General features: G+C 39.4%; 24 protein-coding genes, 7 tRNA genes, 1 rRNA gene and 2 other annotated features. All 32 genes read left to right on the top strand.

All coding sequences use genetic code 11. The features are described 5' to 3' along the window. The first annotated feature begins 13 nt into the window (after positions 1-13). The 32 genes from A8L44_RS05980 to A8L44_RS05830 all read left to right on the top strand — a co-directional run bounded on the left by A8L44_RS05980 (position 14) and on the right by A8L44_RS05830 (position 21,681). Positions 14-89 (top strand) — tRNA-Val (locus A8L44_RS05980). Between the two features lie 7 nt (positions 90-96). Further along, positions 97-169 (top strand) — tRNA-Lys (locus A8L44_RS05975). Between the two features lie 80 nt (positions 170-249). After that, positions 250-324 (top strand) — tRNA-Gly (locus A8L44_RS05970). A gap of 14 nt (positions 325-338) precedes the next feature. Further along, positions 339-424 (top strand) — tRNA-Leu (locus A8L44_RS05965). Positions 425-432: 8 nt separating this feature from the next. Then, a tRNA-Arg gene (locus A8L44_RS05960) sits at positions 433-509 on the top strand. Between the two features lie 6 nt (positions 510-515). Next, a tRNA-Pro gene (locus A8L44_RS05955) sits at positions 516-592 on the top strand. A gap of 12 nt (positions 593-604) precedes the next feature. After that, positions 605-680: transfer RNA gene (locus A8L44_RS05950), tRNA-Ala, on the top strand. Between the two features lie 3 nt (positions 681-683). Further along, a 5S ribosomal RNA gene (gene rrf, locus A8L44_RS05945) occupies positions 684-800 on the top strand. 253 nt (positions 801-1,053) lie between these two features. After that, complete coding sequence (locus A8L44_RS05940) at positions 1,054-1,515, top strand: CtsR family transcriptional regulator (protein WP_066103078.1); 462 nt, start codon at positions 1,054-1,056, stop codon at positions 1,513-1,515. A 24-nt stretch (positions 1,516-1,539) separates the two neighbouring features. Then, positions 1,540-2,073 carry a UvrB/UvrC motif-containing protein gene (locus A8L44_RS05935; protein ID WP_066103075.1) on the top strand — a complete coding sequence of 178 codons (534 nt, stop codon included), beginning with the start codon at positions 1,540-1,542 and terminating at the stop codon, positions 2,071-2,073. Beyond that, the gene (locus A8L44_RS05930; protein WP_066103072.1) at positions 2,070-3,149 is read left to right on the top strand and encodes a protein arginine kinase; all 1,080 of its coding nucleotides are present in this window, start codon (positions 2,070-2,072) and stop codon (positions 3,147-3,149) included. Before A8L44_RS05935 ends, A8L44_RS05930 begins: the two co-directional genes overlap by 4 nt. Before the next feature lie 12 nt (positions 3,150-3,161). Then, positions 3,162-5,603, top strand: a complete 2,442-nt coding sequence (gene clpC, locus A8L44_RS05925; protein WP_066103069.1) for an ATP-dependent protease ATP-binding subunit ClpC — start codon at positions 3,162-3,164, stop codon at positions 5,601-5,603. A gap of 168 nt (positions 5,604-5,771) precedes the next feature. After that, complete coding sequence (gene radA / locus A8L44_RS05920) at positions 5,772-7,151, top strand: DNA repair protein RadA (protein ID WP_066103066.1); 1,380 nt, start codon at positions 5,772-5,774, stop codon at positions 7,149-7,151. Between the two features lie 4 nt (positions 7,152-7,155). Then, complete coding sequence (disA, locus tag A8L44_RS05915) at positions 7,156-8,226, top strand: DNA integrity scanning diadenylate cyclase DisA (RefSeq protein WP_066103063.1); 1,071 nt, start codon at positions 7,156-7,158, stop codon at positions 8,224-8,226. A 195-nt stretch (positions 8,227-8,421) separates the two neighbouring features. Then, positions 8,422-9,516, top strand: coding sequence for a PIN/TRAM domain-containing protein (locus tag A8L44_RS05910; protein WP_066103060.1), 1,095 nt, complete (start codon positions 8,422-8,424; stop codon positions 9,514-9,516). A 33-nt stretch (positions 9,517-9,549) separates the two neighbouring features. Continuing rightward, the gene (ispD, locus tag A8L44_RS05905) at positions 9,550-10,251 is read left to right on the top strand and encodes a 2-C-methyl-D-erythritol 4-phosphate cytidylyltransferase (RefSeq protein ID WP_066103057.1); all 702 of its coding nucleotides are present in this window, start codon (positions 9,550-9,552) and stop codon (positions 10,249-10,251) included. After that, on the top strand, positions 10,244-10,720 hold the full coding sequence (gene ispF / locus A8L44_RS05900; protein WP_066103055.1) for a 2-C-methyl-D-erythritol 2,4-cyclodiphosphate synthase: 477 nt from the start codon (positions 10,244-10,246) through the stop codon (positions 10,718-10,720). Before ispD ends, ispF begins: the two co-directional genes overlap by 8 nt. An 80-nt stretch (positions 10,721-10,800) precedes the next feature. After that, entirely contained in the window at positions 10,801-12,258 is a 1,458-nt protein-coding gene (gene gltX, locus A8L44_RS05895; protein ID WP_066103052.1) for a glutamate--tRNA ligase, read from the top strand. 42 nt (positions 12,259-12,300) lie between these two features. Beyond that, positions 12,301-12,542, top strand: a binding site (T-box leader). A 181-nt stretch (positions 12,543-12,723) separates the two neighbouring features. Next, positions 12,724-13,389: a serine O-acetyltransferase gene (cysE, locus tag A8L44_RS05890; RefSeq protein ID WP_066103049.1), complete on the top strand. Its 666-nt coding sequence runs from the start codon at positions 12,724-12,726 to the stop codon at positions 13,387-13,389. Next, a complete protein-coding gene (cysS, locus tag A8L44_RS05885) occupies positions 13,370-14,767 on the top strand; it encodes a cysteine--tRNA ligase (protein WP_066103047.1) in 1,398 nt (465 codons plus the stop codon). The genes cysE and cysS overlap by 20 nt, the downstream gene beginning before the upstream one ends. Positions 14,768-14,772: 5 nt before the next feature. Beyond that, the gene (locus tag A8L44_RS05880; protein WP_066103044.1) at positions 14,773-15,192 is read left to right on the top strand and encodes a Mini-ribonuclease 3; all 420 of its coding nucleotides are present in this window, start codon (positions 14,773-14,775) and stop codon (positions 15,190-15,192) included. Beyond that, on the top strand, positions 15,189-15,932 hold the full coding sequence (rlmB, locus tag A8L44_RS05875) for a 23S rRNA (guanosine(2251)-2'-O)-methyltransferase RlmB (RefSeq protein WP_066103041.1): 744 nt from the start codon (positions 15,189-15,191) through the stop codon (positions 15,930-15,932). Before A8L44_RS05880 ends, rlmB begins: the two co-directional genes overlap by 4 nt. A gap of 2 nt (positions 15,933-15,934) precedes the next feature. Beyond that, positions 15,935-16,447 (top strand): NYN domain-containing protein, encoded by a 513-nt coding sequence (locus A8L44_RS05870; RefSeq protein ID WP_066103038.1) that lies wholly within the window; start codon positions 15,935-15,937, stop codon positions 16,445-16,447. 90 nt (positions 16,448-16,537) lie between these two features. Next, positions 16,538-17,155, top strand: coding sequence for an RNA polymerase sporulation sigma factor SigH (sigH, locus tag A8L44_RS05865; RefSeq protein WP_066103081.1), 618 nt, complete (start codon positions 16,538-16,540; stop codon positions 17,153-17,155). 105 nt (positions 17,156-17,260) lie between these two features. Beyond that, a complete protein-coding gene (rpmG, locus tag A8L44_RS18440; protein ID WP_077248002.1) occupies positions 17,261-17,413 on the top strand; it encodes a 50S ribosomal protein L33 in 153 nt (50 codons plus the stop codon). Positions 17,414-17,456: 43 nt separating this feature from the next. Continuing rightward, positions 17,457-17,639 carry a preprotein translocase subunit SecE gene (gene secE / locus A8L44_RS05860; protein ID WP_066103034.1) on the top strand — a complete coding sequence of 61 codons (183 nt, stop codon included), beginning with the start codon at positions 17,457-17,459 and terminating at the stop codon, positions 17,637-17,639. 219 nt (positions 17,640-17,858) lie between these two features. Next, positions 17,859-18,392 carry a transcription termination/antitermination protein NusG gene (gene nusG, locus A8L44_RS05855; protein ID WP_066103031.1) on the top strand — a complete coding sequence of 178 codons (534 nt, stop codon included), beginning with the start codon at positions 17,859-17,861 and terminating at the stop codon, positions 18,390-18,392. A gap of 178 nt (positions 18,393-18,570) precedes the next feature. Beyond that, positions 18,571-18,996, top strand: coding sequence for a 50S ribosomal protein L11 (rplK, locus tag A8L44_RS05850; RefSeq protein ID WP_066103028.1), 426 nt, complete (start codon positions 18,571-18,573; stop codon positions 18,994-18,996). 93 nt (positions 18,997-19,089) lie between these two features. Then, positions 19,090-19,779 carry a 50S ribosomal protein L1 gene (gene rplA, locus A8L44_RS05845; protein ID WP_066103025.1) on the top strand — a complete coding sequence of 230 codons (690 nt, stop codon included), beginning with the start codon at positions 19,090-19,092 and terminating at the stop codon, positions 19,777-19,779. 60 nt (positions 19,780-19,839) lie between these two features. Beyond that, positions 19,840-19,984 (top strand) — a sequence feature (ribosomal protein L10 leader region). Positions 19,985-20,014: 30 nt separating this feature from the next. Further along, on the top strand, positions 20,015-20,521 hold the full coding sequence (gene rplJ / locus A8L44_RS05840; protein WP_066103022.1) for a 50S ribosomal protein L10: 507 nt from the start codon (positions 20,015-20,017) through the stop codon (positions 20,519-20,521). A 60-nt stretch (positions 20,522-20,581) separates the two neighbouring features. Continuing rightward, the gene (gene rplL, locus A8L44_RS05835) at positions 20,582-20,944 is read left to right on the top strand and encodes a 50S ribosomal protein L7/L12 (RefSeq protein WP_066103019.1); all 363 of its coding nucleotides are present in this window, start codon (positions 20,582-20,584) and stop codon (positions 20,942-20,944) included. Between the two features lie 128 nt (positions 20,945-21,072). Then, positions 21,073-21,681 (top strand): class I SAM-dependent methyltransferase, encoded by a 609-nt coding sequence (locus tag A8L44_RS05830; protein WP_066103016.1) that lies wholly within the window; start codon positions 21,073-21,075, stop codon positions 21,679-21,681. The last annotated feature ends 207 nt before the right edge of the window (positions 21,682-21,888 follow it).

Genomic DNA, 21,888 nt, shown 5'->3' with positions numbered 1-21,888 from the left:
TATTTTTTATATTGGAGGATTAGCTCAGCTGGGAGAGCATCTGCCTTACAAGCAGAGGGTCGGCGGTTCGATCCCGTCATCCTCCACCATTATTGTGAGCCATTAGCTCAGTCGGTAGAGCATCTGACTTTTAATCAGAGGGTCGAAGGTTCGAGTCCTTCATGGCTCATTTTTTATAGATAAATAAGCGAGTGAGCAGGAACGATAACCTCATTGGCCTAAGTTCTTATCACTGCTTTACTGTATAATGCGGAAGTAGTTCAGTGGTAGAACATCACCTTGCCAAGGTGAGGGTCGCGGGTTCGAATCCCGTCTTCCGCTCCAATGCCAAGTTATATGCCGGGGTGGCGGAATTGGCAGACGCACAGGACTTAAAATCCTGCGGTAGGTGACTACCGTGCCGGTTCGAGACCGGCCCTCGGCACTCTATATGCGCCCGTAGCTCAATTGGATAGAGCGTTTGACTACGGATCAAAAGGTTAGGGGTTCGACTCCTCTCGGGCGCGCCATTATATCGGGAAGTAGCTCAGCTTGGTAGAGCACTTGGTTTGGGACCAAGGGGTCGCAGGTTCGAATCCTGTCTTCCCGACCATTTTAAAAATTTGGGGCCTTAGCTCAGCTGGGAGAGCGCCTGCTTTGCACGCAGGAGGTCAGCGGTTCGATCCCGCTAGGCTCCACCATAGTCCGGTAATGATGGCGAAGAGGCCACACCCGTTCCCATTCCGAACACGGAAGTTAAGCTCTTCAGCGCCGATGGTAGTTGGGACGCGAGTCCCTGTGAGAGTAGGACGTTGCCGGGCAGCCAAAACCAGTTCAAATTGAACTGGTTTTTTTGTATTTTAGGGAAAAAAGATCCTTTTTACAGGAAGGTTTCAGGGTTTTAAAAAAGGAAATTTGGGTAGAATTGAAGTATTGGTTTTTTATAAAAAGGTTAATTGTGCAGTATACATATAATAAGTTAGAGTAAAGTATAATGATTGCCAAATTGAGGATGCTTTTGTATAATTATAGTCAAATATAGTCAAAGTCAAAACAGTGAGAGGGGGAGCCTATATGAAAAATATATCCGATATTATTGAAAATTATTTGAAGAGCGTTCTCGATATAAGCGAGAAAGAATTGGTAGAGATAAAAAGAAGCGAAATTGCTGATAAGTTCCAATGCGTTCCCTCTCAAATTAATTATGTGATCAATACTCGTTTTACAATCGAAAGAGGTTATCTGGTAGAAAGTAAACGGGGTGGTGGGGGTTATATTCGTATAATGCGGGTACAGTCCCATGACAGAGCACATTTAATTGAACAAATCAGTAATTTGGTTGGACAGCGTATCTCTCAAAGTAATTCTGAAGATTTAATTGGCAGATTAGTTGAGGAAGAAGTTATATCTTCACGGGAAGCAAAAATCATGTTGAGTGTAATGGACCGTTCTGTACTCCATTATGATTTACCTGAACGAGATGAATTGCGCGCGCGAATCTTAAAAGCGATGTTTATGACATTAAGGTATAAATGAGTTGCTACGGAGAGGGTGAAAACAATGCTTTGTCAGGAATGTAACGAAAGACCCGCTACGATGAAGGTTACAAAAATCGTTAACGGCAAACAAATGGAAGTAAACCTTTGTGAATATTGTGCTGAAGAAAAAGGCGATTTTTTTTCATTCAATAATCTGTTAGCAGGTTTATTAAATATGGGATTAGGTATGAAATCAGCCGACTCTAAATCGCCCTTTAGTAATGAAGATCAACTGATATGTCCCCATTGTGGATTAACATACCGTGAATTTGTTAATATCGGTCGGTTTGGATGTTCGGATTGCTATAAGACATTCAATCCATATTTGGAATCCATATTAAGAAAATTGCATGGAGGGAATGTTCATCATAACGGAAAAATTCCTAAACGTGCTGGCGGAACTTTACATATAAGAAAGCAAATAAATGATTTAAAGGCTCAAATCAATGATTATGTTGAGGCAGAGGAATTTGAGAAGGCAGCAGAAGTCAGGGATCAGATTCGTTCATTAGAGAAGGAAATTGAAGCCTCTCAAGAAGGGGGCGAACAAAAATGACAATTGAACACTTTATGGAGAATGCCATCAGCTCATGGATGAACCAGGAAGGGCCGGAATCGGATATTGTATTGAGCTCAAGAGTCCGATTGGCCAGAAACGTAAAAAATGTCGCCTTTCCGATCGTTTTTTCACAGGAAGAAGCCAAAAGATTACTAAAAAAAGTTGAAGATCGTATTGGCGGTCAGTATCTTTCAGGATTAGGACATTTGGAAATGGTAAAAATGATAGATCTAAATCCATTAGATAAGCAAGTACTGGTAGAAAAACATTTAATAAGCCCTCTGTTGGCAAAACATAAAGATGTAGGTGCCTGCCTTATTTCAGAAAATGAAGAAGTCAGCATAATGGTTAATGAAGAAGATCATATCCGAATTCAATGTCTATATCCTGGACTGCAAATTTCTGAAGCTCTCGAAGTAGCAAGCAGAATTGATGATTGGGTAGAGAGTGAATTGGACTATGCATTTGACGAAAAGATTGGATATCTAACAAGTTGTCCAACGAATGTTGGAACTGGATTAAGAGCATCTGTCATGGTTCATTTACCGGGCATTGTGTTAACAAGACAGATAGACAGAGTGGTATCTGCTATTAATCAATTAGGATTGGTTGTGCGCGGTATCTATGGTGAGGGCAGCGAGGCACTGGGAAATATATTTCAAATATCCAATCAAATGACGCTCGGAAAGACCGAGGAAGACATCGTTGATGATTTAACCAGTGTAGTGGAACAGATTATTATGCAGGAAAAGGCAGCAAGGGACACATTAGTACAATCATCAAACATACAATTGGAAGATAGGGTTTTCCGTTCACTTGGTATACTGTCTCATGCCAGAATCATTGAATCCAAGGAAGCGGCAAAATGTTTATCAGATGTTAGATTAGGTATTGATTTAGGTTACATTCCTAATATATCTAAACATATATTAAATGAATTAATGATTGTTACTCAGCCTGGATTCCTTCAGCGATATGCAGGAGGGGAGTTAAATTCAAAAAACAGGGATATTCGAAGGGCTACTTTAATCAGGGATCGATTATTGATGGAAGATAAAACACAAGATGAATAGGAGGAAAACATAATGATGTTTGGTCGATTCACAGAAAGAGCACAAAAAGTATTGGCACTTGCACAGGAAGAGGCAATTAGGCTTGGGCATAATAATATTGGCACTGAACATATCTTGCTTGGTTTAGTGAGAGAAGGGGATGGAATAGCTGCTAAAGCGCTCTATGCTCTTGGGTTAAGTCCTGAAAAAATTCAGGAAGAGGTTGAGAGCCTGATTGGTAAGGGATCTGAGACTGTACAAACTATTCATTATACTCCTCGTGCTAAAAAAGTCATTGAATTGTCTATGGATGAAGCCAGAAAGCTGGGACATTCTTATGTAGGTACTGAACATGTCTTATTAGGGTTAATTCGCGAAGGCGAAGGTGTAGCAGCCCGTGTTCTGAATAATCTGGGTGTAAGTTTGAATAAAGCAAGACAACAGGTATTACAACTCTTAGGCAGCAATGAAGCAGGTATTCATCAGGGAGGATCATCTTCTGTAGCAAGCACGCCTACCTTGGATAGCCTTGCCCGGGATTTGACTGCGATTGCGAGAGAAGGCAGCCTGGATCCGGTAATAGGAAGAAATAAAGAAATACAACGGGTTATTGAGGTATTAAGTCGTCGTACTAAAAATAATCCTGTGCTTATTGGTGAACCGGGAGTCGGTAAAACAGCAATTGCAGAAGGACTCGCCCAACAAATCATTAATAATGAAGTTCCTGAGATCCTTCGAGATAAAAGAGTTATGACACTCGATATGGGGACAGTTGTTGCCGGTACGAAATATCGCGGTGAATTTGAAGATCGCCTTAAAAAAGTGATGGATGAAATTCGTGCTGCAGGTAATGTTATTCTGTTTATTGATGAACTCCATACCTTAATTGGTGCAGGCGGAGCCGAAGGAGCAATTGATGCCTCCAATATTCTAAAACCTTCATTGGCTAGAGGGGAATTGCAATGTATCGGAGCCACAACACTTGATGAATATAGAAAATATATTGAAAAAGATGCAGCTTTGGAAAGACGCTTTCAGCCAATTCAGGTTGACGAGCCAACAATTGAGGAATCTATCCAAATACTTAAAGGCTTGCGCGATCGCTATGAGGCACATCACAGAGTATCAATCACAGATGAAGCAATCGATGCTGCAGTTAAGCTATCTGATCGGTATATCTCCGATCGGTTCCTACCAGATAAGGCAATTGACCTGATTGATGAATCAGGTTCCAAGGTAAGACTCCGTTCCTACACTACGCCGCCTAATTTAAAGGAACTTGAAGTTCGCCTGGAAGAGGCACGAAAAGAGAAGGATGCGGCTGTTCAAAGTCAGGAATTTGAAAAAGCGGCATCATTGCGTGATATCGAACAAAAATTACGTGAAGAACTTGAGAATACAAAACGTGAATGGAAAGAGAAACAAGGGAAAGAAAACAGCGAAGTTACTGTAGAAGATATTGCGCACGTTGTATCGAGCTGGACTGGTATACCGGTTACGAAGCTTGCACAAACTGAATCTGATAAGCTTCTGAATATGGAGGAGATTCTCCATAACCGTGTGATTGGTCAGGAAGAAGCAGTTATAGCTATTTCTAAAGCTGTGCGTAGAGCAAGAGCTGGACTGAAAGATCCTAAACGTCCAATCGGGTCATTTATCTTCCTTGGTCCTACAGGGGTTGGTAAAACAGAATTAGCTAGAGCACTGGCCGAATCAATGTTTGGCGATGAAGATGCAATGATTAGAATTGATATGTCTGAGTATATGGAAAAGCATTCAACATCCCGCCTTGTTGGGTCACCTCCAGGATATGTTGGGTATGAGGAAGGCGGACAATTAACAGAAAAGGTTCGTCGTAAACCATATTCCGTTGTGCTTCTTGACGAAATTGAAAAAGCGCATCCGGATGTCTTTAATATCCTGTTACAGGTATTAGAAGATGGACGTCTGACAGATTCAAAGGGTAGGACAGTTGATTTTCGTAACACAATTTTGATTATGACTTCCAATGTCGGAGCTCACAGTTTGAAAAAGAATCGTTATGTTGGGTTCAATATGCAGGATCAAGGCCAGGATTATAAAGATATGAAAGGCCAGGTTATGGAAGAATTAAAACGTGCTTTCCGTCCAGAATTCCTAAACAGAATTGATGAGATTATTGTGTTCCACTCTCTGGAAAAAGAGCATTTGAAATCGATTGTTACGTTGCTGGGTGACCAGCTGATTAAACGCTTGGCTGAGCAGGATATTAATCTTGAATTGACGGAAGCGGCAAAAGGAAAAATTGTAGAAGAAGGCTATGATCCTGATTATGGAGCACGTCCTTTGAGAAGATCTATCCAAAAACATGTTGAAGACTTCTTATCAGAACAACTGTTGAAAGGAAAGATTGAAAAAGGTAAAAAAATTACTATCGATGTGGTTGATGGTGAGTTTACTGCCAAAACAGGGGATGAAGTAATAGCTGCTAAGTAAGAAATATTGGTTTGAGGGCACTGCCATAGGGTTGTGCCCTTTCCTTACAGATAGCTATAAATACTTTATAATGACAAATAATAAGAATAAGAATAGCGATATAATCCGTAAAATAAAAAGAGAAGCACATAATTAGTTAATTTATTCCCCGGAGAGGATTAAAGAAATATGGCAAAAAAGAAAACGAAATTTATCTGCCAAAGTTGTGGATATGAATCAGCAAAATGGATGGGGAAATGCCCTGGCTGTAATGAATGGAATACCATGACAGAGGAAATTGAAATAACAGCTAATAAAAATCAGAGACGTACAGCTTTTACCCATTCGGATCAGGCAATGGCGAAACCTACATCGATTACTTCCATAGGTACGGAGCAGGAACCTCGCGTATTGACAGATTCAAATGAACTCAATCGTGTTCTTGGAGGAGGAATTGTACCTGGGTCCTTATTATTGATAGGTGGAGATCCAGGAATTGGAAAATCTACTTTATTACTGCAGGTTTCATCCCAGCTAGCGAATAATAATTACGATGTTTTGTACATATCTGGCGAAGAATCAGTGAAGCAAACAAAACTGAGGGCTGTTAGACTGGGGGTATCTTCAGACCATCTCTATGTTTATTCTGAAACAGATATGGGGATGATTGAACAAGCTATCAATGAAATGAACCCTAATTTTGTCATAATCGACTCTATTCAAACAGTATTCCATCCTGATGTAACATCTGCTCCAGGCAGTGTATCACAGGTTCGTGAATGTACAGCTGAATTAATGAGACTGGCTAAGACAAAGGGAATTGCAATATTTATTGTTGGCCATGTTACAAAAGAGGGTAATATTGCCGGACCGAGACTATTGGAACATATGGTGGATACCGTGCTCTATTTTGAAGGGGAACGTCATCATACTTATCGTATTTTAAGGGCAGTCAAGAACAGATTTGGTTCTACAAATGAAATGGGTATTTTTGAAATGAAGGAAGAAGGATTAGAGGAAGTTTTGAATCCTTCGGAGATATTCCTCGAAGAACGTTCTCAGGGCGCAGCGGGTTCAACTGTCGTAGCTTCGATGGAAGGAACACGGCCCATACTTGTAGAAATACAAGCCCTCATTTCTCCATCTATCTTCCCTAATCCAAGAAGGATGGCAACAGGAATTGACCATAATCGTGTCTCTTTGTTAATGGCTGTTCTGGAGAAAAGAGTTGGTCTCTTACTTCAAAACCAAGATGCATATTTAAAGGTCACCGGTGGAGTAAAGTTGGGTGAGCCTGCTGTAGATTTGGCTGTAATTGTCAGTATAGCTTCAGGCTTTAAAGACGTACCTACTAGAGCAACGGATTGTATTGTTGGTGAAGTTGGATTAACCGGTGAAGTTAGAAGGGTATCGCGGATAGAGCAAAGAGTAAAGGAAGCAGCGAAGCTTGGATTTGAGCGTATTATCGTGCCTGCCAATAATTTGGGTGGCTGGAAACCTCCGTCAGAAATCAAAGTGATTGGAGTCAATTCGGTAAGCGAAGCTTTAAAATATGCATTAGGGGGTTAAGGTAATGGATAAAAAGGCAGCAGAAAAAGCCAAGGCGCAAATCATTCAATTGGTATCCCCAGGCACACCCTTTAGAGAGGGCCTCGATAATGTTTTGCGTGCCAATACGGGTGGATTAATTGTGGTTGGATATAACGATAAAGTTAAAGCCCTTGTAGATGGAGGATTTAAAATCGGCTGCCCTTTTTCACCCAGTTATCTATATGAATTAGCTAAAATGGATGGAGCCATTATCCTTAATGAGAAAGTAGAGACCATTATGCTTGCGAATGCCCATCTTGTACCAGATAAAACGATACCTTCAATGGAAACCGGAATGAGACATCGAACAGCCGAGAGAATTGCTAAAGAGACGAAGGCATTGGTAATAGCCATTTCTCAACGAAGAAATATCATTACTCTTTATCAAGGAAACTTTCGATACGTGCTGAGGGAATTGTCTGTGATATTAACAAAGGCTAATCAAGCGATGCAAACACTTGAACGATATCGTTCTGTTTTGCAGGAAAGTATTCATAATTTAAGTAAGCTGGAATTTGAAGAGATGGTAACATATGCGGATATTCTATATGTAATGCAGAGGCTTATAATGGTTATGAGAATTAAAACCGAGCTTTTGATTTATATGAATGAATTAGGTGTTGAAGGAAGGCTGCTGCGTTTGCAATTACATGAAATGCTGCATGTGGTGGAACAGGAGGTAATGCTTGTCTTAAAGGATTACACAATTGATTCGGAGGGCCTTAAGCCAGAACAGGTTTTTCAGGCATTTGTTGATTTATCCTATTCAGAATCTGTTGAGGACACAGCTATTATGAAAACTCTTGGATATACAGGGTTTGTACCGATGGAACAGATCGTCTCACCCTGTGGGTATCGGGCCCTTCATAAGATACCAAGGCTGCCCTTTAGTATCATCCATAATCTCGTAAAGAGGTTTGGCAAGCTATCTAATTTGTTGAATGCAAGCGTAGCGGATTTGGATGACGTAGAGGGTATAGGAGAAGTAAGAGCTAAAAAAATCCACCATGGGCTGAGACATATAAAAACAGAAATTGGGCAGCACAGCTTATAAGATAAGATAAAATATGGAAGTTCTGACATCTGTCTGACGTATAATCAGGTTATAATAATAGATAATGCATAAAAAGGCTGATATATGCTTTTTGTTACAGTGTAATTACATCTTCTTTACAGCAAGTTAATTAATGGGTAAAAACTATTAAAGCAGGAAAGTCCTCGTTTATAATTATTAATGGGAGGTGAAGGAATGTTAAAAAGAATTATACAACTGTGTTTCTTAATCGTAGGAGGAGCTATAGGAATCATCGTATTGCCAGATTTATTTTCATTAATTACTGATAATTCATTTATTACTAATCCTATTTTTACTGGTTTCGCAGGTGCAATTATTTTTTATATCATTACTTTCTGGATGGTTGATCATGTAGTACATTTCATTAAATGGGTGGAAGAACAATTAATTATTGCTCCCATCACGGATATTATATTTGGAAGTATGGGGCTTTTACTTGGCCTTCTATTGGCCTTCCTTATTGGTCTTCCGCTGAATTCAATTCAGTTACCGATCATCAACACAGTCGCTCCAATTCTCTTGACTTTAATATTTGGTTATTTAGGCTTCCAGGTGGGCTTTAAAAAACGGGATGAGCTAACCAACCTTGTGACTAACTCGGTTAAAACAAGGAAAAAAGGTACAGAGCAAGATGGCGATACAGAAGCTGCTCCATCCAATATAAAAAGGAAAGTTCTCGATACAAGTGTAATTATCGACGGACGTATTGCAGATATTTGTAAAACTGGCTTTTTGGAGGGACCTATCGTTATTCCGCAATTTGTGCTTGGTGAATTGCAGCATATTGCTGATTCTTCTGATGCATTGAAAAGAACAAGGGGAAGAAGAGGGCTCGATATTCTGAATAAAATCCAAAAAGAGCTTCCAATTGAAGTCGAGATGTATGAAGGTGACTTTGAAGACGTACAGGAAGTAGATAGTAAGTTGGTCAAATTAGCCAAGGTATTGGACGGTATTGTTGTAACAAATGACTTCAATTTGAATAAAGTCTGTGAGTTCCAAAATGTCCAGGTATTAAATATTAATGATTTAGCAAATGCAGTTAAACCGGTGGTTATTCCTGGTGAAGAAATGCTCGTCCAAGTTATCAAGGATGGGAAAGAGCAAAATCAGGGTGTAGCGTATCTGGATGACGGAACGATGATTGTGGTTGAAGAAGGCCGAAATTATATCGGTAAGAAGATTGAGGTCATTGTTACATCCGTTTTACAGACTTCGGCTGGACGTATGATATTTGCGAAACCAAAATTATTGGAAAAAGCATTATAAGAGAAATAGCTATCGATGATATAGGAGTAGAAGATGGATTATGAAGTGATTATCCCTGCAGCTGGGCAAGGGAAAAGAATGAAGGCAAGTAAAAATAAGCTTTGGATTGAACTGAAAAATAGCCCGATTATCGCACATACCTTGTCTGTGTTTGGCACGGATAAGCATTGTAAACAAATTATTTTGCCAATCAATCCTGCTGAAAAAGAAGAATTTAATAGGCTGATCAAAACATTGTCACTACCGACTCCTATTGTATTGATAAATGGCGGCAGCGAGCGGCAATATAGTGTCAGTAATGGGTTGAAAGCCTTAAGTGACGAGGCAGAAATCATCCTCGTGCATGATGGAGCAAGACCGTTTATTAATCATTCTATGTTAAGAAACTTAATTGCTGATGCAAAAGAGTTCGGTGCAAGTGTGTTAGCTGTACCTGTTAAGGATACGATTAAACAAGTCAGAGATACCATGGTAGAGAAAACAATCGATCGATCAAGCTTGTGGGCAATTCAAACCCCGCAAGCTTTTCGTGTGTCTCTGTTAAAAGAGGCACATGAGGCAGCGGTTAGCGCAAATTACCTTGGAACAGATGATGCGAGTTTGGTTGAGCAGATTGGGAAGAGAGTAGCCATAACAGAAGGAAATTACGATAATATTAAAATTACCACACCAGAGGATCTATATTTTGCTGAAGCGATTCTGAAGAAAAACTTAAAAGGAGACCGTCATGTTTAGAATAGGACAAGGTTTTGATGTACATCAATTAGTAGAAGGGCGACCATTGATTATTGGGGGTATTACTATTCCTAATGATAAAGGATTGCTTGGGCATTCTGATGCGGATGTTCTGCTCCATACTGTAGCAGATGCATGTCTGGGTGCTGTCGCAGAGGGAGATATCGGCAAGCATTTTCCGGATACTGACCCGGCTTTTAAAGATGCCGATTCTAAAAAGCTTTTAACTCATGTATGGAAACTTGTAAAGCAAAAGGGATATAAGCTAGGCAATATTGATTGCACAATCATTGCAGAGCGGCCGAAAATGCGCCCTTATATCGATCAAATGCGTGAAGTGATAGCCGGTCTACTTGAAGGTGACATGGAACAAGTAAACGTAAAAGCTACTACAACTGAAAAGCTTGGATTTCCAGGCAGAGGTGAGGGCATAGCGGCTCAAGCTACGGTTCTTTTAATAAAAGAATAGAACTGGTGGTTTTAAACCAGATTAAAATAGTGGTAAAATGAATCCTACTTAGGTACTTTATCATTTGGGAGGAAATATTAATGACTAGCAGTATACGTGTTCGGTACGCTCCAAGTCCAACTGGACATCTTCATATCGGTAATGCCAGAACAGCTTTATTTAACTATTTATTTGCACGCAGCCAGGGTGGCAGCTTTGTTATAAGGATTGAAGATACAGACCAAAAAAGAAATATTGCCGGTGGAGAAGAAAGCCAATTAAAGTATTTGAAATGGCTGGGCATGGATTGGGACGAAAGTGTCGATGTACCTGGTGCATATGGACCTTATCGCCAATCAGAACGTACTCATATTTATGAGGAATATTATCGTGATCTTATTAAAAGAGATATGGCTTATAAATGCTATTGCACAGAAGAAGAACTAGAACAAGAACGTGCGGAACAGATGGAACGTAATGAAACTCCGGCTTATTCGGGTAAATGTCGCCATCTGACAGAAGAAGACCATGCAAGGCTCGAAGCGGAAGGCAGAAAGCCAAGCATTCGCTTTGTTGTTCCAAAAGGTAAAGTATACACATTCAATGATATGGTTAAAGGTGATGTATCGTTTGAATCTGATGGCATTGGAGACTTTGTCATTATTAAAAAAGATGGAATTCCTACGTATAACTTTGCAGTAGCAATTGATGATCATTTAATGGAAATATCTCATGTACTTCGCGGAGATGACCATATCACCAATACGCCTAAGCAATTGATGGTTTATGAAGCCTTTGAATGGGATCCTCCTGTTTTTGGCCATATGACATTGATTGTCAATGAGAGCCGTAAAAAATTAAGTAAGCGTGATGAATCCATTATTCAGTTTATCGAGCAATATGAAGAACTTGGCTATTTGCCTGAGGCTCTGTTTAATTTTATTGCGCTTTTAGGATGGTCTCCAAGCGGTGAGGAAGAAATCTTCTCGAAGGAAGAATTTATCTCAATCTTTGATGCTGACCGATTATCTAAATCACCAGCTTTGTTTGATAAACAAAAGCTTACGTGGATGAATAATCAATACATGAAAAAGGTTGATACGGAACGAGTGCTTGAATTGGCGTTGCCTCATTTACAGCAAGCAGGTCTTGTACCAACTGAAATGTCTGAGGAAGAACATCATTGGGTACAAAAGCTTATAGCTTTATATCAGGATCAAATGAGCTACGGAGCAGAAATCGTGGACCTATCAAGCATCTTCTTTAAGAAAGAGATTGTTTATAATGATGAAGCGAAGGAAATACTGGGAGAAGAACAGGTTCCTGAGGTATTGAAGGCCTTCCTTGATGAAGTAAAGAGTATGCCTGAATTTGTTGACAGTGAGATTAAGGCAGCAATTAAACGAGTGCAAAAAGAAACAGGCCATAAAGGCAAAAAATTATTTATGCCTATCCGTGTAGCGGTAACCGGACAAGCTCACGGTCCTGATCTGCCAAAAGCAATCGAGCTTTTCGGCCGCAATCGAGTGATTTCTCAATTAGAAGAACTTTTACGTTAACATTTTAACCGTAATATAATATAGTATAATTAAACATTCATACTTAAAGTGATGAATGGGGATAAGTAGGATTAAAGAAGATGTTTATTAGAGAATAACCATCATTGGCTGGAAATGGTTATAACCTCTCTTAATCTGAATGCACCCCTGAGCCCTTCTTTGAACGCCTGGTAATTTAGGTCAGTAGAGGAAGGCGGCATACCCACTGTCGTTAAAAAGGGGAAAGTTGGAGCTCGATACTTAAGCTCAAACAGAGTGGAACCGCGCCTATAAGCGTCTCTGTCTTTTGGACAGGGCGCTTTTTTTATGCAGAAAAATGGCCGATGATGGGAGAAACAGGATGTTTATTATACGATCTTTAGGAAGGATAAGTTACCGTGTTTCCATCTTTCGTAAAGTACATCTCTAGAGAAGAGAAAAGTACTGCTTGTTTTTGCTTTTATGCGTTTAAGGAGGGGTAACATCATGTGGAAACGGTTAAAAGAAGATATAGACGTTATATTTGAACAGGATCCTGCAGCAAGATCGACAATTGAAATCATCCTGACGTATTCAGGTTTACATGCTATCTGGAATCATCGAATTGCACATTTTTTTTATAAGAGAAATTTCAAATTTATTGCCAAGGTCATCTCCCAGTTTAGCCGATTTTTAACCGGTATAGAGATACATCCGGGAGCGACAATCGGCAGGCGCTTTTTTATTGATCATGGCATGGGTGTCGTTATTGGAGAAACTTGCGAGATTGGTGATAATGTGACTGTATACCAGGGGGTTACACTTGGAGGTACAGGTAAAGAGTCAGGCAAACGTCATCCAACAGTTGAGGATAATGTATTGATTGCAACGGGGGCTAAAGTGCTCGGCTCCATCGTCATAGGGGAAAACTCGAAGGTTGGAGCGGGTTCAGTGGTTTTAAAAAATGTCCCTGCCAACTCAACGGTAGTCGGCATTCCCGGTAAGGTAGTTATCAAAGATGGCGTACGATTAAAACAAGATTTAAATCATCGGGACCTTCCTGACCCTGTAGAAGATCATTGCAATCGAATGGAACAGGAAATTGATATATTAAAGAAAGAGATAATGGATTTGCGAAAGGAGTTAAATAAACGTGAGCGTTCAAATTTATAATACACTGACAAGAAAAAAGGAAACCTTTCAGCCGATTGAAGAGGGAAAGGTTAAGATGTATGTGTGCGGTCCGACTGTATACAACTATATTCATATAGGGAATGCGAGACCGGCGATTGTATTTGATACGGTCCGCAATTACTTACAATATAAAGGCTATGATGTAAAGTTTGTTTCTAATTTTACAGATGTTGATGACAAGTTAATCAAAGCAGCTCGTGAACTGGGAGAAGATGTACCGGCTACAGCTGACCGGTTCATTAAAGCTTATTTTGAGGATGTTGGAGCACTTGGATGCAAAAAAGCTGATGTGCATCCAAGGGTAATGGAAAATATGGACTTAATCATTGAATTTATTCAGGCCCTAATAGATAAAGGAATGGCTTATGAATCCAGTGGGGATGTGTACTACCGTACAAGAGATTTTAAAGATTATGGAAAGCTTTCGCACCAGTCCATTGATGAGCTGCGGGTAGGCGCGAGAATAGAAGTAGATGAGCGGAAACAGGATGCACTTGATTTCACTTTGTGGAAAGCGGCTAAAGATGGTGAAATTTCTTGGGATAGCCCATGGGGCAAAGGAAGACCGGGTTGGCATATAGAATGTTCTGCGATGGCTAAAGAATACTTAGGTGATACGATTGATATTCATGCTGGAGGACAGGACTTAGCATTCCCTCACCATGAAAATGAAATTGCACAGACAGAAGCTTTAACCGAAAAGCCATTCGCAAATTATTGGATGCATAATGGCTATATTAATATTGATAATGAAAAAATGTCTAAATCTCTCGGTAATTTTGTAATGGTACATGATATTATTAAGCATCATGATCCGGCAGTATTAAGATTCTTTATCCTGTCCGTTCATTACAGAAATCCAATTAATTACAGTGAAGAGTTATTAGAGTCAACGAAGATTTCATTGGACCGCTTGCGAACTACTTACGAAAACTTAAAACACCGCCAAACGGCAAGCACCAATATTACTCATAACGATGCGGAATGGTTCGAGAAAATCGGAGAATTACATGCAATGTTTGAAGAAGCAATGGATGATGATTTCAATACCGCAAATGCTATTTCGGTATTGTTTGAACTATCAAGGCAAGGAAATTATTATCTGTTAGAAAAAGTGACCTCCGATGCAGTTATTGAAGCATTTTTAAATGAGTTTCGTATTTTATTTGATGTACTCGGTATTAAGCTTGAGGTTGAACAATCGCTTGATGCTATGGTAGAAAAATTAATTGAAGAACGTAATCGGGCAAGAAAAGAACGTAATTTTACTCGCTCTGACGAGATTAGAGATGAGCTAAAAGCAATGAATATTATTTTGGAAGATACTGCCCAAGGTACACGCTGGAAACGGGGATAAAAAGAATGCTTGAGGACTTAAAGGAATTAGATGTAACGGCTTTGGGAAGTCTGGCTCTGGCCTATATTGGAGATGCGGTATATGAAGTATATATTCGCCATCATCTGCTATCTATTGGACAAGTAAAACCAAACAGGCTTCATAAAGAAGCAACGAAGTATGTATCTGCTAAATCACAGAGTGCAGTCGTACATTATTTATTAAATGAGCATCTTCTAACTGAAGAGGAAGAAGCTGTTATCCGCAGAGGGAGGAATGCTAAGTCAGGCACAATCCCAAAAAATACAGATGTGCAAACATATAGATACAGCACAGCTTTTGAAGCATTAATTGGTTATCTATATGGGAGCAAGAAACAGGAACGTCTTGATGAAATTATAGAGTTGGCGATTCAATTTAAAGAGAGGAGTGAAGTGCAGAGATGAGCGATGATTTAATTATGGGACGTAATACCGTCTTAGAGGCATTGCGATCGAAACGCGATATTCATAAGATTTGGATTGCAGAAGGAGCTACGAAAGGGCAGATTCAGCAGGTAATCGCGGTTGCAAAAGAAAATAAAATTATGATACAAACAGCACCAAAGAAAAAACTGGATCAAATGATTGAGGGGAATCACCAGGGAGTTATTGCTCAGGTGGCGGCCTATCAATATGCAGAAATTGACGACATGTTTAAGCTGGCGGAATCCAGACAGGAAGACCCATTCATTCTGTTGCTTGATGAATTGGAGGATCCGCACAATTTGGGTTCTATCTTAAGGACAGCTGATGCATCCGGTGTTCATGGTATCATTATTCCCAAGCGGAGAGCGGTTGGGTTAACAGCTACAGTTGCTAAATCATCGACCGGGGCAATTGAGCATATCCCGGTTGCACGCGTAACGAATTTATCACGCACGATAGAAGATTTAAAGGAACGCGGTGTATGGATTGCTGGTACAGATGCGAAGGGAAGCCAGGATTATCGGTTGATGGATGGAACGATGCCTCTTGGGATTGTAATTGGTAGTGAAGGGAAAGGAATCAGCCGGGTAATCAAGGAAAAATGCGATTTCTTATATCACTTGCCAATGGTGGGGCATGTTACCTCTCTCAATGCAAGTGTGGCAGCCAGCTTGCTAATGTATGAAGTATATCGAAAGCGATATCCGTTAGAGGGATAAAGATGGAAACCATACTGGTGGTAGATGGCTATAATATCATAGGTGCATGGCCTGATTTGCGCAAGCTGCGCGATCAGGACCTTGCTGCCGCTAGAGACCGTTTAATTGAAATGATGGCTGAATTTCAAGGTTTTTCCGGACACCGGGTTATAATTGTATTTGATGCTTACTTCGTACAGGGAATGGAGAAAAAGTATAGAAATTCAAAAGTTGATGTTATTTTTACAAAGGAAAATGAAACAGCTGATGAATGTATCGAAAGGCTGGCTTCTAAATTAATAAAAATAAATACTCGTGTGTATGTTGCGACATCAGATTACACGGAGCAGCGAACCATCTTTGCGCAGGGGGCTTATCGGAAATCTGCCCGTGAACTGTTGCAGGAGATGGAATATGTAGAAAAAGAGATTGAAAAAAAGGTCGTGCAAACAAAGGATGAACAGCCTGTATCAAGGATCCCGTTGAGTCGAGAAGTGTCGGAAATGTTCGAAAAATGGAGGAGAGGAAATCTGTGAGGGCATTGACGCTATAAAAGCGCTTACTGTATAATATTGCTATCTTTGGTATCTTACGGAGGGATCGGTGTGGCAATTTCTATCGGGGTAATGCTGGATGATGATTATGGTCATATGGAAGATGAACTGTTAGTCGACCGGGTTCATCAAGGGGACAGCGGGGCCCTGGATTTTTTGATCCACAAATACAGAAACTTTGTAAGGGCTAAAGCGAGAACCTATTTTTTAATAGGTGCAGATAAAGAAGATATTGTTCAGGAAGGTATGATTGGTTTATTCAAGGCCATCCGAGATTATAAGGAGGACAAGCTTACATCCTTTAAAGCGTTTGCTGAGCTCTGTATTACCAGGCAAATTATTACTGCTATTAAAACTGCGACAAGGCAGAAACATATACCGCTCAATTCCTATGTCTCTTTGGATAAGCCTATCTATGATGAAGAGTCAGATCGCACATTGATGGATGTTATAACAGGTGTTAAAGTTATGGATCCAGAGGAATTAATTATTAATCAAGAAGAATTTGATTATATTGAGCTTAAAATGAGCGAGCTGCTAAGTGATCTGGAACGAAAAGTCCTGTCTCTGTATTTAGATGGACAATCCTATCAAGAGATATCAGAGGAATTGGATAGACATGTTAAATCAATTGATAATGCATTGCAAAGAGTAAAGCGTAAATTGGAACGGTATCTAGAAGTTCGCTAGTTTAGTATATTCATAGGGTTATATCTTTAACCCGCTTATTGACAGACAATTTCCTACATGATAAATTTGTATTGGACTTGTTAATTAAAATAAAGGTGCATTTTTATGAATAAAAAAGTTATCATCGCATGTACAAAATGCGGTTCAAGGAACTATTCAACGAATCATAACCAGTCTAACCAAGAAAAGGTGCGACTGGAGCTAAATAAATTTTGTAAAACTTGTAATACGCACACACCTCATAAACAAACAATCTAATGATTTGGATTGTAAAACTGTATTGGCTGGAGGTTTCAAATTAATGCGACGCATTCTAGAATTCTTCCGAGGCGTTTCTCGAGAAATGAAAAAGGTAAGCTGGCCTAAGAAAAAAGAGCTTACAACCTATACGATAACTGTTTTATCAACAGTCATCATTATGGCAGTGTTTTTTGCGGTTATTGATCTAGGGTTATCCGAACTTATTCGTGTCATTCTTAAATAGTGAATAAACAGCACAAAACATGGTATAATGAAAACTAGCATAAGAAAAGACTTGAAAGCCCGGAAACGGGTTTTTTAATTTGTCTAAAAAATAGATTCGATACTTAGCAGGAATCTGCTGGATTTAAAATTTGCGCAAAAATTAAAAAATAACAGCTGACAAGATATATTTGAATATCACTGTTTGCAAGGAGGGAAGGACGTTTAGTCCTAATAGAATATGGAGAAAAATTGGTATGTTGTTCATACGTATTCCGGATATGAAAATAAAGTTAAAGCGAACTTGGAAAAACGTGTAGAGTCAATGGGTATGCAAGATAAGATCTTCCGTGTCATTGTTCCGGAAGAAGAAGAAACTGATTTCAAAAATGGTAAGAAGAAAGTAGTTAAGAAAAAGGTATTCCCAGGATATGTACTCGTGGAAATTGTTATGACAGACGATTCTTGGTATGTTGTCCGCAATACACCAGGTGTAACTGGGTTTGTAGGTTCGACTGGATCAGGTTCTAAGCCGGTTGCGTTAATGCCTGAAGAAGCAGCAGTGATTCTGAAAAGAATGGGTATGGACGAAAAAAGAATTGAAATCGATTTGTTTATTGGCGATTCAGTTAAAGTTAAGGAAGGTCCTTTCGCTGAATTTGCTGGTACAATAGAAGAGTTGGACAAGGCTAAGGGTAAACTGAAAGTTCTTGTTAATATGTTTGGCCGCGATACCCCGGTTGAATTGGATTTTGACCAGGTGGAAAAATTATAATCCTGAAAAACTTGCCTTTCATATTAAAAAGTGATAATATTTCTAGGGTCAGTATGTCTCAAGACAGAGACCTGAACTAATGGTAAATTCTTTATGAGTGAAATAAAGAATGATTGTATATTTGAGTGGGAGGGCAAAGCCCAATTACCACATCACGGACGATAAGGAGGTGTGTCTCGTGGCTAAAAAAGTAATTAAAATCGTGAAATTGCAGATTCCTGCAGCTAAAGCTAATCCAGCTCCACCGGTTGGTCCAGCATTGGGTCAAGCAGGTGTTAACATCATGGGTTTCTGTAAAGAGTTTAATGCTCGTACAGCAGAACAAGCAGGTCTAATCATTCCTGTTGAAATCACAGTATTTGAAGACCGTTCTTTCACTTTTATTACAAAAACTCCTCCAGCGGCTGTTCTTCTTAAGAAAGCAGCAGGAATTGAGTCTGGTTCTGGTGAACCAAACCGTAATAAAGTGGCAACAGTTAAGCGTGACAAAGTACGTGAAATCGCTGAATCCAAAATGCCTGACTTAAATGCAGCAAGTGTTGAATCAGCTATGCGTATGGTAGAAGGTACTGCACGCAGTATGGGAATTGTCATCGAAGACTAATTGTTGTATGGAGGTTGCGAATGTACGGTACATCGCAACCTTTTTCGTGGGAGGTCAATTCCGTTAAAACCACAATATTAGGAGGATATAATAATGGCTAAGAAAACTAAAAAATACGCTGAAGCTATTCAGCTTATCGATCGTACAAAAGCTTATTCCGTAACAGAAGCAATTGAATTAGCGAAGAAAACAAGCTTCACTAAATTTGATGCAACTGTAGAAGTAGCATTCCGTCTTGGAGTTGATCCTAAGAAAGCTGATCAACAAATCCGTGGAGCGGTTGTACTTCCAAACGGTACTGGTAAAACACAACGTGTATTAGTATTTGCTAAAGGTGAAAAGCTTAAAGAAGCTGAAGCTGCAGGTGCTGATTATGTTGGAGATACTGACTACATCAACAAAATCCAACAAGGTTGGTTTGACTTTGATGTTATCGTAGCAACACCTGATATGATGGGTGAAGTTGGTAAATTAGGTCGTGTATTAGGACCTAAAGGTTTAATGCCAAACCCTAAAACAGGAACTGTTACATTTGATGTTGAAAAAGCAATCAATGAAATTAAAGCTGGTAAAGTAGAATACCGTGTTGATAAAGCAGGTAACATTCATGTTCCTATCGGAAAAGTTTCCTTCGAAGATAGCAAGCTAGTTGAAAACTTCACTACAATTTTTGAAACTCTTCAAAAAGCGAAGCCAGCAGCAGCTAAAGGAACTTATATGAAGAATGTAGCTGTTACTACAACTATGGGACCTGGAATCAAGGTAGATCCATCTTCTTTCTAAGCTAAAAAATAAAATTTGACAACAGGGTAGTTATTTAATATAATTACAAATGTTGTTATAAATAATTTAACATTTATGCCATAGACAGCAGGTGCGGTTAAAGCTTAATTTCCTGCCGAGGTATTCGATCATAATAGAACTATTTTGTTCGGACTATCATCGTACCTCCATGTCTGTCATGATATGGAGGTTTTTTTACGGGTGTGAATGGTAACATTCTACAGGAGGTGTTAATATGAGCAATGCGAATAATGTTAATGCAAAGAAACAAATTGTTGATGAAATCGCTGGTAAACTGAAAGACAGTGTATCCACAGTTGTTGTTGACTACCGTGGTTTAAACGTTGCTGAAGTTACAGAACTTCGTAAACAATTACGCGAAGCTGGCATCGAGTTCAAAGTTTACAAAAACTCCATGACTCGCCGTGCTGCTGATCAAGTTGAACTTTCTGACCTTAACGAAGCTCTTACTGGACCAAATGCGATTGCATTCAGTACTGAGGACGTTGTAGCTCCGGCTAAAATCTTGAACGACTTCGCTAAAAAACACGAAGCTCTAGAAATTAAAGCAGGTGTAATCGAAGGAAACGTTGCAACTGTTGAAGAAGTTAAAGCTCTTGCAGAACTTCCATCTCGCGAAGGTTTGCTTTCTATGTTGCTCAGCGTGCTTCAAGCACCTATCCGCAACTTGGCACTTGCTACAAAAGCAGTGGCAGAACAAAAAGAAGAACAAGGAGCTTAATTGCTTCTTGATTAGAAATACGTATACAACGATTTATTAAAAACTAAGGAGGAACTTATAATGACTAAAGAACAAATCATTGAAGCAGTTAAAAATATGACTGTTTTGGAACTTAACGATCTTGTAAAAGCAATTGAAGAAGAATTTGGCGTAACTGCAGCTGCTCCTGTAGCTATGGTTGGTGCTGCTGGCGGAGAAGCTGCAGCTGAAAAAACTGAATTTGATGTTGTTCTAGCTAGCGCTGGAGATCAAAAAATCAAAGTTATCAAAGTAGTACGTGAAATCACTGGCCTTGGTCTTAAAGAAGCTAAAGAAGTTGTTGATAACACTCCTAAAGCTATCAAAGAAGGCGTTTCTAAAGACGAAGCTGAAGAAATCAAAGCTAAACTTGAAGAAGTTGGCGCTGGTGTAGAAGTTAAGTAATTTTACACACATCATATGAAAAGGCTCGCTGCAAATACAGCGGGCTTTTTCTGACTTTAGAAATAAAAGTTGGAATTTAGGTTTTCGTTAAAACGATCCGAAATGCAATTGGTCAGGAGGGATCTGGGTTGTCAGATCATTATTATTCCCGCAATCCTCAGGTTGATAGTAATCCTGATGAATGGAGCTATACTTTAAGAGGGAAGACATTTCGTTTTAAAACAGATGCTGGTGTTTTTTCTAAACGTGAGGTTGATTTTGGTTCAAGATTGTTAATCGAGGCCTTCGTGGAACCTGAGGCTTCCGGCAAACAGCCAATCATTGATGTCGGCTGTGGATATGGCCCGATAGGTTTATCTTTGGCTGATTCTTTTTCTGACAGAACAATTCATATGGTAGATGTGAATGAAAGAGCTCTCCATTTGTCAGGGGAAAATGCTCGAATCAATGAGATCAAAAATGTTAAGATTTATGAGAGTTCTGTTTATCAAAATGTTACGGAAACTGAGTTTGCAGCGGTTGTTTCGAATCCGCCCATCAGAGCCGGAAAAAAAGTAGTTCATGAAATACTTGAAAGAAGTAAGAGTGTTTTACAGGATGGCGGCGAGTTGTGGATTGTCATTCAAAAGAAACAGGGAGCTCCATCCGCAATGGCTAAAATGGAAGATGTTTTTGGAAACGTGGAGGTCATTATAAAGAAAAAAGGGTACTATATTTTGAAGTCTAAAAAAGTTTGACTTGACAATATGCCTATGTTAATATTAAAAAATGCATATATATAATTTGGGACACCCTGCACATTTTGGTAAAGAAATAAATAAATGTGTATATGTTCTGGAAAATATGGAAAAAATAAACCAATACTATGCGTTTTTGAAATTGAGGTTTTCAGATTGAAACCCTTTTTCTTTTTTGTTCTATCAGCTTGTATAGGGCTGTTGGAA

Source organism: Bacillus sp. FJAT-27986 (assembly GCF_001685035.1).
In the GTDB taxonomy this organism is placed as follows: Bacteria; Bacillota; Bacilli; order Bacillales; family Pradoshiaceae; genus Pradoshia.
This window is presented reverse-complemented; position numbering and strand designations above follow the sequence as displayed.